The sequence below is a fragment of the Vibrio sp. St2 genome (assembly GCF_947311885.1).
In the GTDB taxonomy this organism is placed as follows: Bacteria; Pseudomonadota; Gammaproteobacteria; order Enterobacterales; family Vibrionaceae; genus Vibrio; species Vibrio coralliilyticus.
This window is the reverse complement of the sequence record NZ_CAMZNA010000002.1, coordinates 278,407-292,146: the sequence shown is the minus strand read 5'-3', so window position 1 is coordinate 292,146 and position 13,740 is coordinate 278,407. Positions and strand designations below refer to the sequence as shown.

Here is a 13,740-nt window from a genome sequence, read left to right as displayed (position 1 = left end):
AATCGGTGATGCCTATTACTTTGATAGCCAAAACCTTAATCTTCTTGAGCTATAGAGATAAAACTCAATTCGGCAGCGTATTGTCTATGAGTATTTGATATACATCAACCTTTGTGAAGGCAATCGATTAAATATTGACTAGCGAAAACTTCAGATCATTGATTCTATGAGATTTATTTAGAATTCTGATGAACGTATCTGTATGGAGTTAAAACTCTATTTGTTTACATAATTGAAACGCTTAGGGTGGGTTTAGAATAAGGTTTTGAGGTGTGCTTTGACGGTTTGCATATGTTCTTCTCGTTCGACAGGAACGATTTGCTGCGGCGATAAGAACATCTCAGCGTATTTCTGATCAATTTCGTGCTCTAAGAAGAGCAAGTAAAGCTTAGGATCGATATGACCTGAAGTGGCCATGTGAGTCATGATGTTGAGTGATTCCTCCAGATTCTTCGCTTTTTTATAAGGTCTGTCACTGGAAGTGAGTGCTTCAAAAACATCCGCAATGGCCATGACTCTGGCTGGGATAGAAAGTTGGTCTTCGTTTAACCCTCTTGGGTACCCTTTCCCATCCATGCGTTCGTGGTGTCCGCCTGCTATTTCCGGAATATTTTTCAAATGCTCAGGGTAAGGAAGACGACCAAGCATCGTAATCGTTTGAATGATATGGTCATTGATAATAAACCGCTCTTCATCGTTTAGAGTGCCGTAGCGAATCGAGAGGTTGTACAGCTCTCCGCGATTATATTTAAGGTTTCCGGGTTGAAGGATAAAGTGCTCTTTCCAGACATCCTGTGGACTCTCTCCCTGTTTCCATGGGATATGATGAACCTGCTTGTCACTTAATATTGGTTCCATCACTGGCAACGCCAGTGCCTCACCAGCTCGTTGTTTTTCAACCCAAGATACACCAGCTTGATCATCCAAGGTTCTCTTCCACTGCCTTTTTGCTATGTTGTTGAGCCGCTCAATGGCAGATTCTTCCATTTGTTCACTACCGACATTACATTGAGCGATAAACTGAAATTCCTCATCCAACGTTTTGTGTGTGTCTTTCAGGGTGCGTTTTAATTCGGTCGCGCTACCTCCTTGGTAAAGGCCTTGCCAATAATCCACTTCTGCTTGAGTTTTAAGCAGTTCAAAGCGCATTCGAATCTCATGAATTCTGTCGTAGATGGTTTCAAGCTTCGTCGCTTTATCAATGACATACTCAGGGGTAGTGACTTTACCGCAGTCGTGGAGCCATGCAGCAAGGTGAAGCTCTTCCCATTGTTTTTTATTCATACCAAATTGCGGGAAGTAATTGTCATCGTCCTGAGCGACCTGAGTCAGCATTTTTGTCAGTTCAGGGACACGCTGGCAGTGGCTACCAGTGTAGGGTGACTTGGTATCAATCGCTGAAGCAATCAGCTCAATGAAGGCATTTAACATGTCTTTTTGTTGCTGCATCTGGTCGATATTTTCTTTGGCGATTTCAGCAAAGCTGAGCAACTCTTTTAGGAATGCATGTTTATCGCTTTGTTCTTTGGTGATGGCGCGCTCATACCCAAGCAACAAAATACCAACTAAACGTTTCTCCCGGTTGAGCAACGGGAAGAAATAGACGTCAGAGTTATAGAAATATTCTTTATGTCGGTTGAGCGCATTATCACTTCGATTGAGGTGCATAATCTCGCCTCGACGCAAATCGGTCTCTAACCAAGCCGTCTCAGTCAGGAACTCATTCAGTTCAATCTTAAATGGAATGATGGCATGGTTCGCTGCAGTCTCAAATGTTTTATGTTGTTCCGAGTAGGTGTAGAGAACAATGGTCTCTGCTTTAGTGACGAGGTAACTTTGGTGTGTGATGGTTTTAGCAAGAACTGAGAAATCCTGATTACTAGCCGTGTCGCGCAACAAGCGCAGCAAATCATGCAGAGTATGTTCCATCAGCTCAATCGACTCGGTCAGATTGGCGACTTCTTTGATGACACTTTTAGGGTAGCGGGTTTTTTTGAAATCAAAGCGAGCGATATTATCAGTGAGCAAGACAAGATTTTGCAAAGGTGTCGCCAATTTATTCGCCACGACCCACACAACGACAAAACAAATAGCGAGCATAGCCATCGCAACGGTGATCTGTCGGTCACGCATCGAAAGTAAATTGGCTAACAGATCATCTTGTGGGGTTGCCTCTGCGAGAAGAAGGCGCACATGTTCATTTAGCACCACTGGGGTTAATGTTACCGCCCAGTTTTTACCATCGTCGACGACGGGCTCATAAAGAGTCTGGCTGCTATGACGATCGAGGATGGGTGAGAATAGACTGTTCTCAAGTTTTTGTTGAATTTGTTCATTATCTAGAGCGAGATCGACACCTGTCTGATGCTGAGCTAACACTCTGAATTGATTGTCAAAGAGCATAAGCTTGGTATTGTCAGAAAAGCCAATCTCACCAATTTGTTGCGATAAGGAAGATAGCGTGAAATCGGCCGCTACTACTTTCCCGCCATCTGCTGAGCGGCGAGATAAGGTCACGCCGTTGGTTTTCAGAAAGTAAAAAAAATACGGTTCGGTAAGGCGAATATCTCCGTCAGGATCGGCGTTGGTAAACCAAGGCCTGACTCTAGGGTCGAATTCGTTGTCGTTGGTTTTTTTGTATCCGATACGTTTGTGATTGCCATCCAAATAATGGAACTCATTTGAACCATCGACCTTTGTGAAATTGATCATCATGCTGGCTTTGGGAGGGGCGCCAAATCGTTCGCGAGATTTGTTGTCGCGCAGTGGACGAAGCATCGTAAACTCACCGTGCTCATTCGCATAGAACAAGGCGACTAGCCCCTGATTTCGTTGAAAAATTAACTCTAATGAAGAGAGGAATCGTTTCGCTTTGAGTGGAGCTTTACGCTCATCGATAACGGCACTCAGTGCCATGAAGTCGAGAGTCGTGAGTATAGGGCCTGCTCGCACCCTGAATGTGGACTCAAGTTTTCGACTGTTCTCACTGCTAAGTTCTTTAGCGCTGCCAGTCAGCAATTCCTGAGAGTGTCGATAGCTAATCGCAATTAACACGGTACCGACTAAGGTAGTCAGCACTAAAAACAAGCTTGTTATATGGATACTCAGCGAATAGCGACGTTTCTTCATGTCTTGCCCATTAACTAATTACTTAATAAGTATTGGTCAATATACGAATCATGCAAAAGTTGTCGTTAAGCTTTGCAAGACTAATGCGCTAGTTTTCTGATTTACAAAGTAATATGTCGTTAAATCAACTATAACTAATAGAGGATGGGATAAGGAAAAAACAGGATGCTAACGCTAAATTATCAGATTGAGGTGGCGACAACGCCAGAAACTATCTGGAAAGTGCTTACGGAAGTTGAGCTGTATTCACAGTGGGCGAGAGCATTTTCACCTCAATCCCAGTTCGAAGGCGAATGGTTGGAGGGGAGCAATGTGTCCTTCTTCGATCCAGAGCTAGGTGGGACTCGAGCTATTGTTGACCGTATTGAGAAGCACAAAGTAATTGAATATCATCATATTGCTATCTTCAACCCAGATCATATACAAGACATAGACAGTGATTCTGCTAAGAAGTGGATTGGCAGTAAGGAAAGTTATCAGATCATGCCGCTGGAAAATTCAGTCTTGCTTAAAGTGACAATTGAAACTCATCCTGACTTTGTCAGTATGTTCAATAGTGGATGGGAGAAGGCGCTGCCATTGATCAAGGTAATATGTGAGCAACAAGGAAGTTAGACTGGTAAAATATCGACCAGACTTTGGGAGATTTAGGAAGCTGACATTATGAAGCTTGTTGTTGACACTCACACTCACACTTATGCGAGTGGTCACGCTTACAGCACACTCATTGAAAACGCTAAACTGGCAAAAGAACATGGTCTGGAGATGTTTTGCACCACTGATCACGCAGAATCGATGCCGGGAGCGCCACACTACTGGTTTTTTTCTAATCAGCGGGTCTTGCCTCGATTTATAGAAGGCGTTGCCGTCATTCGTGGTGTTGAATCCAATATTCTAAACACGAAGGGGGAAGTGGATATCCATCCCTCAACAGATAAGAATCTAGATTGGGCGATTGCCAGTTTTCACGAGCCTGTATTTCGCCCTTCTAGTAAAGAAGAGCACACTGAAGCCCTCATCAATACTATTCGTGGCGGTCGAGTTGATGCTCTAGGGCATCTAGGCAATCCGAACTTCGACTTTGATTTTGAATCGGTTCTAACGTGTGCCAGAGAGCATAACGTAGCAATCGAAATCAACAACACCACATTAAAAGGCAACAGCAGAGTGGGAAGTGTTGAACGCTGCCACGAAATCGCCCAGATTGGTAAAAAACTGGGAGTGTATTTTACCACGGGTAGTGATGCTCATTTCTGCCAGGATGTTGGTAATCTCAGTTTAGTGTCTGATTTGATGGATGATGTCGGTATCGACAGTGCGCGGGTTATCACGTATTCTGCTCGCCAATTCCTCGATTTCCTTGAACTACGTGGTCGAGCACCGATAGAGGATTACGTCAATTTATAAGTTGATACAATTTTCATCTCAAGTGTGCTGACTGAATTCAGTACACTTTCCCCTCCTATTCCAAGATAAGAACAATACAATGAGAAAGTTAATTCCGGCTCTTGCACTGATGGTATCAGCACAGGCTTTTGCGTCAGATTTCGACCTGAAAGCAACAATGAAGCAAATGAAAGTTGAATTTAAACACGCTGCTGAAGCAACTGAAATTACCGATATGAAGACAGCGGTGACTAACCTGTCTGAACTGGTAGAGCAGTCAAAGCGTGGCGACTACCCACCAGAAAAGTTTGATATCTACTTTGAAGGTTTCAATAAGCTATCGGGTGCGTTGGATAAAGTAGAAGCGCAATTGGACGCTGGCGATATGGCGTCGGCAAAAGAGTCTTTGCGTCAGGTCGATGAACTTCGCATTGAATATCACGACAAACGTAACCCGAGCATCTGGAGCAAGCTATTCGGCTAGATTGATGTTTGATTTGGGCTGTTGCTGAACTGAGCTTGCAAGAAGGGCAGGAGTAACAGTCCAATAACCGCTGAGCAGATCGAAATTGTGACGAAAAATCCAGTCCAGTGGAAATGCTCCATAATGATAGCCATAGGGTAGCCTGCCAGCGCCGCTCCCATATACGCAAATAGCCCGACAAAGCCCGTCGCCGCACCCGCTGAGTCTTTGTGCGAACATTCTGCAGCGGCCATCCCAATCAGCATTTGTGGTCCAAACACAAAGAATCCAATGGCAAAAAATCCAGCTGCCTGAAAAGCGAAATTCGTGACTGGCATTAGCCATAAAGCGGCCACTGACAAGAAAACTCCCATCGCAAAAATCAGGTTCATTGGACCACGATTTCCACCGAACAATTTATCTGACCCCCAACCCGCAACCAAAGAACCGATGAAGCCACCGATTTCAAACAAGGATAAAGCGGCATTTGCGTTGATCAAGTCGAAACCGTGCTGTTCGGTAAGGTATAGATTACCCCAGTCATTGACCGCTGTTCTAACGATGTACACCAACACGTAGCTAAACGCCAACAACCAAATATATTTGTTGTTTAGGACATAAGTACGCAGAATTTGGTGGGGTTTCAGTCCTATACCGTCGTTCTCTTGTGCCAGCTCAAGCTTGTCGTTTTTCCATCGGCCAATGGTGGGTAGCCCCATGGTGATCGGTTTATCTCTTAGCCTCCAGCAAAGGAAAAGCCCGATGATTACACCGATAATCCCCGGAATAACAAAGCCTTCTCGCCAGCTGTAATGTAGTACCATGTAACCGACGACAAGAGGGATTAAGGCTCCGCCAACGTTATGAGCGGTATTCCAGATAGCCCAGAAGAAACCGCGTTCAGAGCGTGAGTACCATGTCGTCAGGAGTTTTGAACAGGAAGGCCAACCCCAGCCCTGAAACCAGGCATTGAGTACCCAAAGCGTGAACAGCGCATAGAGTGAGCTGGATAAGCCAAACAGAATGTTAATGATGCCTGTCGCAATTAATCCAAGCCCCATGAAGTAGCGCGGATTAGAGCGATCGGAAACGATGCCGGAAATGAACTTAGACAAGCCGTAGGTCAAGTAGAAGAACGTGCCCATCAAACCTATGTCACTTTTATCTAAACCTAAGTCTGCGATCAAAGCAGGTGTCGCATAGTTAAAAGTCTTGCGGGTGAAGTAAAAGCCGGCATAGCCGAGATACATACCGACCATGATATGCAGCCGCCAGTACTGGTAAGTCGATTTCATCTCATGGGTTGTGTGATTAGGTTGAGCGATAGAATCTGACATAAGTTACACCTCAAATTCCCGGTAATTCGACACGAATAGAAGTACCATGCTGCTCTGATTCATGCTGGCTATAGCTGCGAATATTAAATCGCCCGCCGAGGGCTTGCACTCGCTCTTGCATGCCTTTTAAGCCAAAGCCTTTTTGGCTGTCCTGTAGTTTGAATCCAATGCCGTTGTCTTGGATCTTGAGTTCGACTTCGTCTCCCAGTTTGATATCAATCTCTAAACGGCTCGCCTGAGCGTACTTTTGTGCATTGTTAAGGGCTTCCTGACATATTCGATACAAGGTCGCACTGGTCGCATCGCTTAGCGTAGATACATGCCCGCCTTCCAGTTTGAATGAGACGTTAACGCCTTGCTGCTCAAACTCCATTTCACGAACCAACTGCTGCAGAGCTTCGACCAGATCAAGGTCATCCAGCGCTTTGGGTCTGAGTCTAGTTAACAGCCCTTTGGTGGTGTCATACACATTCAGTGACAGGGATTCGATTGTTGTGGCGCAATTGGCGCTCATCTCCGGGTTTTCGACGCGCTTAATGATGCTGGCTTGGGTACGAATAGCAGTAATATTCTGGCCAATTTCGTCGTGCAGTTCACGTGCGACTTCCTGACGCACGGATTCCTCAGCCTTCACCAGTTGGCGTGACAAGTTTTGGTTGCGACTTAACTCGTGGCGCAATTTTTGGTTCAAATCTCGTTGGCGCTGGACTGCCATGCCTAGCAATATCCCTGTTAAGGTCTGTGCAGTAATCGACAATAGAAGGTCGGTGACTTCAATTTGTGACACGCCACTGCGTGCTGCGATTAACGCAATACTATTAAGCAGTGTGCCAAGCATGGCACCTTGCCAGCCGTAGCGGAAAGCGAGCAGGATGATAGGAATAGCAAGGCAGAAGGGGGCAAAACGACGTAGTTCATCGGGAAGCCCAATTTGCAGCGCGATGCTGACAGAAAACACGATCACGAACAGAATAATCGGTTTGACATTGAACTGAATAGGCTGGCTGATCAAATTGGATGTCAATGGCAGCCAAGTGCTTTGAAATAGGTAATTCCAGACCAGATAACAGGTTGGGACCAGCATGAGCCCACCAGTGACGCTAACCAGCCAAACCAAGCTAGGTGACTCAACGTGACTACTTACGGCGGCAACATTGATCAGCGACGATACTATAATTGCAGCTGCTTGAACCAATAATCGCTGAGATTGCGCCCCGTAGTTGAATCGTACCGCCATAGCAGTAACTGGAATACTGGCGGCACTGGCTGCTAAAACGGTAAGCCATTGAGGTTGGTCTAATAATAGCGCTAGAGAAATCGTTAGCAGCCATTCGGCCGCATAAATTGCAGGCCAATGTTTCTTGGCTGTATGCAGGGTGACCCCCAGTCGCAAAGCGAAGGGGAAAAAGAGAATAGCCAACTCAGCGTCATTAACGAAATAATAAGAAATGACCCATAAGCAAAACCAGCTGCACAGGGTAATGAACCAAGCACAGGCAGAAGTGACCAGGTAGTTGCGCATTAGAGCGGGATTTCCTGACTGAACAGCTTAGCCAGCTCAACGTTGTTTTTGACCGCGAGTTTGTCCATCGCATTAGCGCGATGTACGTGAACCGTCTTATGGCTCAGGCCGAGCTGGTTAGCCACTAACTTAACATCCATGCCTGTCGCAAGCAGTTCACAGACTTGTTTCTCCCGCTTAGTTAGCTGACTTAATGAAGCGGTCGCTTTTTTAGGAGAGGCTAACTTCAAGGCGATTTCTGGGGTTAAATAGCAGCCTCCAGTAGACGCGGTTCGTACCGCTTGAACCAGCTCTTCCGGGCTACATCGTTTAGTCAAATATCCAAGAGCCCCAGCTTCAAGCGCTTTTTCTACCATCGCGGGAGAGTCATGGACACTCAGCATAACGCAGGCGATGCCAGAGGGTAGCGACTCAAGTAGAGTGAGGCCACTTTCATCAGGCATCGATATATCGGTAATGCACACATTGGCGCCGCTACCGGGCAAGCCTTGTTTTGCATCGGACACAGAGTTGAATTCACCAACAACGTTAATGTCACTTTCCAAGCTTAGAAGCTGGGCGAAACCGGATCGGACGATGACGTGATCATCAACGAGAGCAACATTAATCATGGCAATTATCCAAAGCAAGGCAGAGTGCGGGGTAAGTTACCGTTAAGTTTACCAATAGGCAAATAGCGTTTGGAACTAAAAAAAGCGCTATCTATATCTCTCTGATCCAGGCAGAACAGCGAGTATTAGATAGCGCTAACTGGGGGTATTAAGCGTTTACTTGAGCGAGTTTTTTCTTAGCTTTACGAATCTTCTTCTCTTCAGCAATAGCGACGAACGCAAGTAAGCCGATACAGATAGCCGCAGAAGTATCGAGTGCAGCAAAAGTACCTTGCCAACCCGTTAGGCCAAAAATAGGCGTGCCGTCTGCAATCATACCTAGACCAAGTTTTGCAAAGCTGTCACCGATCAGGTACGCAAATGTGCCTTTCACACCGTCAGCAACACTGATGGCTTTCTTAGGTACAAAGCCAACGGCTGCAACGCCAATCAACAGTTGAGGACCAAAGACCAGGAAACCTAGTACGAACAGTGACGCTAGGTACATGAACTCGCTGGTGGCATGTTGGTAGAACTCGAGTGACACAATAATCAAGCCAAGTGATACACAAGCAACAAGCGCACGGCGACCGTTAGCTAAGTCTGACAAGTAGCCCCACATTAATGTACCGACCAGTGCACCTACTTCGAATAAGGTGAAACCAGAAATTGCCGCTTCTTTAGATAGACCAAGCTCTTGGTAGGCATAAACCGTTGACCATTGGTCGATACCAATACGCACGATATAAAGGAAAATGTTGGCGAAACACAGTAGCCAGATCACTTTGTTTTTCAGTACATATTCAACAAAGATTTCTCGCTTAGACATTTGCTGCTCTTCCGCGGCATTGTCTTCTTCACTGACAGCTTCATCGAACAGCTCTTCCACTTTACCCAAGCCGTAGGCCTCTGGAGAGTCGCTACCAAAACGCATCCCGATAAAACCTACAATCAAAGCGATGATAGATGGGAAGATGAACATACCAATCACGTGACCATCGAATAGGTAATTCGCGCCAAATAGAGCTACACCTGCAGCACCCGCACCACCAACGTTGTGCGACATGTTCCACAGACCAAGGTATGAACCGCGCTTGTTACGTGGTGTCCATTTGGTGATGGTTGAGTAGCTAGAAGGGCCGCCCGTACTCTGGAAGAAACCACTTAACGCATAAAACGCAATCATGAGGAATAGGCTGATGCTACCGCCTCCCATGCTCATACTGAAACCCAGCATGGCAAGGCCTGAAAGGATCAACATGAATGGCAGAAACTGCTTGGTGTTTTTGCCGTCGGCATAATAAGACACCACAGTTTTACCAATGCCGTAAGTAATCGAAAAGCCAAGGCCGATCATACCTAGTTCAGTCATTGATAGGCCGTAAGTGGAAATCATATCGTTCTGAGCGATATTGAAGTTCTTACGGATCAGGTACATGGTCATATAGCCGATGAATACAACCAAGTAAGATTGCAGGAAGGGTTTGAACCACATTTTTCGGCGAACTTCGACTGGCAGGTCCAGTGTTGGTTTGCGCACTTGTTCTAGAAATTTCAACATAGTGAATCCTTAGAGCCCGGCTTAGCCCGTTGGGCAAAGCAAATAAAAAATTCGGTTGATTTAGCTGACAGGCAGTCAGGAGTAAATCGATGGCGCTAAGTGTATTCATCGCGGTGCGTTGTGGCTTGAGAGATGCTCCTAGGCTGATTAGGAAAATTTCCTAGATCGAGTTGGTTAGTGAGTGTTTCGTGAATAGTGTCACATGATTGATTGGACTCGTTTCGGTTAGTTATTGTTCTTTTTGTAGAAAAGTTATGACTAAGCTTATGTTTTGCAGCACAACTGGCTGAGTTTGTTAACTTCACATTATATAGTTACAGCTAACAAATCGAGAGTGATCATGTTACGCGCAACGAATTTTAACCGGACGATGTTATTGGCGAGTGCCCTGAGTTGGCTGCTCGTTTCCCTGATGCCGGTCATAAATGCGCACGGCTCAAACGCTGGAGTTTGGGCAACGTTATGTACCATCAATGGTTTCGAGCTGGTCCAAGTCGAAGAAGGCAAGCCAGAAACTCAGCACGGTAAACCTTGTCCATTCAGTCACTTTTCCTCTTTCCATCAGGATTCACTTCCAACACCACCTTACTTTACACGACAGTCGTATGTGAGTGATGAAGCGTATGCTTTTTTGGCTCTAAGCGTTCGCTATCAGCTTGCACTCCCACGTGCGCCACCCCTGTCTATTGCTTGATATAAAAATAAAATTATTAAATAAGGCATAGCGCCTCACTGTAAAGTCTACGTTCAGCAAACACTATTGAATGATCAATTCGGATTGAATCCGAAGGGTTTTGCTGCGCGCAATAAAAAGGAAATTGTAATGTTGGGTAGTCAAACTCAGACTTCACCTAAGGAATCTTCACGCCTATCTTCAGAGAAGGCTCGAACCAAATCACGCTACTTCATGACATGGCGCTGGCACTTTTATGCAGGCCTTTATGTTATCCCATTTATGCTTATGCTCAGCCTGACAGGGCTTGTCATGCTGTTTGGTGATGAAATCGAACAAGCTCGATATCAGGATGAGTTGGTTGTTATGCCTGAATCTTCAAAAGTTCCGGTTTTGCAGCAGCTAGAAAGCGTTCAAGCTAGTTACCCAACTGGGCAGGTTACTCAGTATATCCCTGCCGCTGAAGCAAACTTGGTCAATAAGTTCAGTGTGCGTCTGGAAGATGGTACCTCGGTGTTTGCCACCGTGAACCCCTATAGTGGTCAGGTATTAGGTGAAATAGATCGCAGTGACAGCTGGTATCAGCTTGCGAATGAAATCCATGGAACCTTGTTGATTGGCCAATGGGGTGATTACTTAATCGAGGTTTCTGCAAGCTTGAGCATTTTACTGTTGGTAACGGGCATCTATTTATGGTTACCACGGGACAATGCAAGTAAAGCGGGATTTCTGAAACTGCGCTTTACATCGGGTACACGGATCTTGATGCGAGATCTGCACGCTAACTTGGGTGGTGTGTTGTCTGTTGTGTTGCTGTTTTTTGTCATCTCAGGCTTGGCTTGGGCTGGCGTTTGGGGCAGCAAGCTGGTTCAGGCGTGGAATACGTTTCCTACTTACTACACTTGGGGCGATAAGCCAGAGTCACTGCTGACTCACGCTGACCTCAACCACGGTAGTGAGGAAGAAATGCCATGGAACTTAGAACAAGCTCCGTTACCTGAATCTAAGGGGCATGTTCATGGCAGCGATGATCATACTCATCATGAACATAGCTCGTATGATATCAGTCAGAGTGTTGGTATCGATTCGATAGTCGAGCAAGCACAGCGCCTTGGTTTTACTCAGTTTAAGCTCTTTTTGCCTCAGTCTGAAACGGGTGTGTATACGCTAGCAGCGAATTCTATGGCGGGCGATATTAACGATCCAAGAAAAGACAAAACCACTCACATAGACCAGTACACAGGTGAAGTGTTGGTGGATGTGACATGGGAAGACTACAGTTTGTTCGCTAAATTTATGGCAGCAGGAGTGTCTTTGCACCAAGGGGATGTCAGCGTGGTTAACAAGATACTCAATGTTTTGTTTTGTGTGGCGTTCATCGTTATTTCCATTACTGGTATTGTGATGTGGTGGATCAGAAGGCCGTCAGGCAAGACTCGAGTCGGTATTCCGCCTCGCTTTGAAAGTGATGGTATCTGGAAGGTGGGTGCAATTACACTCTCTATGGTTGCAGTCTTTTTCCCGCTAGCAGCGGTGACTATCGTGCTCTTTGGTGTGATTGATTGGTTTGTTTTCCGGCAGAAAATGGAAACGTCAGCAGCCTAGTACAACAACAAAAAAGGCCACCTATTGGTGGCCTGATTCACGTATGGCTCGGTTATTTTACTGACCAGTCGATGGTCTCACCAGCGCGAATTGGCACGACAATGTCCTGACCAAATGGCATTGATTCTGCAACTGCCCATTCTTCTTTAGTGAGCGTCACGGTATCTGAGTTACGCGGTAGACCATAGAAGTCGGGGCCATTGTGGCTCGCAAATGCTTCAAGGTTCTCTAGCTTATCCTCTAGCTCAAACACTTCTGCATAAAGCTCTAGCGCTGCGTGAGCGGTATATGAACCAGCGCAGCCACACGCTGCTTCCTTCATCCCTTTTGCATGCGGAGCGGAATCTGTACCTAGGAAAAACTTCTTGCTACCGCTCGTAGCTGCTTCAATCAGCGCCTTTTGGTGGGTGTTGCGCTTAAGAATCGGCAGGCAATAGAAGTGAGGTTTAATTCCACCAACCAACATGTGATTGCGGTTGTATAGCAGGTGGTGAGCTGTGATGGTTGCTGCAACATTATCGTTAGCGTTTTTAACAAAAGTTGCCGCATCCGCCGTTGTGATGTGCTCAAGTACGATCTTCAATTCTGGGAAATCATTGACGATGGGCGCCAAAACCGTATCTAGAAACTCTTTTTCACGGTCAAAAATATCGACATCATGAGTCGTCACTTCGCCGTGGACCAGAAGCAGCATGCCGACTTCCTGCATTGCTTCAAGCACATGGTAGATGTTTTTAGCAGAAGTCACACCAGAGTCAGAGTTGGTTGTTGCGCCAGCAGGGTAGAGCTTGGCTGCCACCACTTTGCCTGAAGCTTTCGCTTTGCGAATTTCATCGGGTGAAGTGTTATCCGTCAGATACAACGCCATCAAGGGCTCAAATTGTTCGCTTGGTTTTTCTGCCATGATGCGCTCACGATAAGCGAGTGCCATTTCAGTGTCGGTAACTGGTGGGACTGTGTTTGGCATGATTAGCGCTCGACCATTGTAGCGGCTGATGTCGCGGACGGTATCTGTTAGCACATCACCATCGCGTAAGTGAACATGCCAGTCGTCAGGACGAGTGATCGTAAGTGTTGTCATTATTGCTCCCACCATAATAATAAGTTGTCTGATTGGAGCCTAAGCATCAACGAAAACTGTGAAGGCAAACGCTTACGCTTAGGCGACAGGATGATAGTGCAAAGTGCCTTTTAATGCATCTGTTTTTTACTTTTGAAGTGGGTTGGATGAAAGAAAAGGGCTAATCCGTTAACCCTGAAATATCGGATTTTCATAATCCGTTATACAACACAACAATGTTTGGAGTACCGCACCTGGGATAATGCGGTAAATCCATACTAGCGAGGTGGTACATTAGAACAAGTTAATTTAATGGATTCTTACATAAGGGAGTGGGGGTGTTAACAGTTTTCAAGACAAAGACATATTTCGATACGCTTTATGATGAGGTTTCGAGTTAATTATCGGATTCAC

11 protein-coding genes are annotated in these 13,740 nt (G+C 45.9%); 5 read left to right on the top strand and 6 right to left on the bottom strand.

Annotated features, from left to right (window positions below; translation table 11 throughout):
- Positions 1 to 252: 252 nt before the first annotated feature.
- Positions 253 to 3,129, bottom strand: coding sequence for an HD domain-containing phosphohydrolase (locus QMA41_RS07810; protein ID WP_281629302.1), 2,877 nt, complete (start codon positions 3,127 to 3,129; stop codon positions 253 to 255).
- A 165-nt stretch (positions 3,130 to 3,294) separates the two neighbouring features.
- Between QMA41_RS07810 and QMA41_RS07805 the strand changes: the two genes are divergently transcribed.
- The 3 genes from QMA41_RS07805 to QMA41_RS07795 all read left to right on the top strand — a co-directional run bounded on the left by QMA41_RS07805 (position 3,295) and on the right by QMA41_RS07795 (position 4,999).
- Positions 3,295 to 3,744: an SRPBCC domain-containing protein gene (locus QMA41_RS07805; RefSeq protein ID WP_281629301.1), complete on the top strand. Its 450-nt coding sequence runs from the start codon at positions 3,295 to 3,297 to the stop codon at positions 3,742 to 3,744.
- Positions 3,745 to 3,792: 48 nt separating this feature from the next.
- Positions 3,793 to 4,536 carry a phosphatase gene (locus QMA41_RS07800; protein WP_021456741.1) on the top strand — a complete coding sequence of 248 codons (744 nt, stop codon included), beginning with the start codon at positions 3,793 to 3,795 and terminating at the stop codon, positions 4,534 to 4,536.
- A gap of 79 nt (positions 4,537 to 4,615) precedes the next feature.
- The gene (locus QMA41_RS07795; RefSeq protein WP_021456742.1) at positions 4,616 to 4,999 is read left to right on the top strand and encodes a cytochrome b562; all 384 of its coding nucleotides are present in this window, start codon (positions 4,616 to 4,618) and stop codon (positions 4,997 to 4,999) included.
- Here the strand turns inward: QMA41_RS07795 and QMA41_RS07790 are convergent.
- The 4 genes from QMA41_RS07790 to uhpT all read right to left on the bottom strand — a co-directional run bounded on the left by QMA41_RS07790 (position 4,996) and on the right by uhpT (position 9,988).
- Complete coding sequence (locus QMA41_RS07790) at positions 4,996 to 6,315, bottom strand: MFS transporter (protein WP_019275808.1); 1,320 nt, start codon at positions 6,313 to 6,315, stop codon at positions 4,996 to 4,998. The genes QMA41_RS07795 and QMA41_RS07790 overlap by 4 nt on opposite strands.
- Before the next feature lie 10 nt (positions 6,316 to 6,325).
- The gene (gene uhpB, locus QMA41_RS07785; RefSeq protein ID WP_281629300.1) at positions 6,326 to 7,837 is read right to left on the bottom strand and encodes a signal transduction histidine-protein kinase/phosphatase UhpB; all 1,512 of its coding nucleotides are present in this window, start codon (positions 7,835 to 7,837) and stop codon (positions 6,326 to 6,328) included.
- Entirely contained in the window at positions 7,837 to 8,448 is a 612-nt protein-coding gene (uhpA, locus tag QMA41_RS07780; protein ID WP_045985080.1) for a transcriptional regulator UhpA, read from the bottom strand. Before uhpA ends, uhpB begins: the two co-directional genes overlap by 1 nt.
- A 148-nt stretch (positions 8,449 to 8,596) precedes the next feature.
- Positions 8,597 to 9,988, bottom strand: coding sequence for a hexose-6-phosphate:phosphate antiporter (gene uhpT, locus QMA41_RS07775; protein WP_019275811.1), 1,392 nt, complete (start codon positions 9,986 to 9,988; stop codon positions 8,597 to 8,599).
- Between the two features lie 340 nt (positions 9,989 to 10,328).
- Here uhpT and QMA41_RS07770 point away from each other — a divergent pair, with 340 nt between their 5' ends.
- Positions 10,329 to 10,682, top strand: a complete 354-nt coding sequence (locus QMA41_RS07770; RefSeq protein ID WP_021456747.1) for a hypothetical protein — start codon at positions 10,329 to 10,331, stop codon at positions 10,680 to 10,682.
- Between the two features lie 129 nt (positions 10,683 to 10,811).
- Entirely contained in the window at positions 10,812 to 12,266 is a 1,455-nt protein-coding gene (locus tag QMA41_RS07765; RefSeq protein ID WP_281629299.1) for a PepSY domain-containing protein, read from the top strand.
- 52 nt (positions 12,267 to 12,318) lie between these two features.
- Here the strand turns inward: QMA41_RS07765 and pyrC are convergent, their stop codons facing one another.
- Positions 12,319 to 13,347, bottom strand: coding sequence for a dihydroorotase (gene pyrC / locus QMA41_RS07760; RefSeq protein ID WP_171351928.1), 1,029 nt, complete (start codon positions 13,345 to 13,347; stop codon positions 12,319 to 12,321).
- Between the last annotated feature and the right edge of the window lie 393 nt (positions 13,348 to 13,740).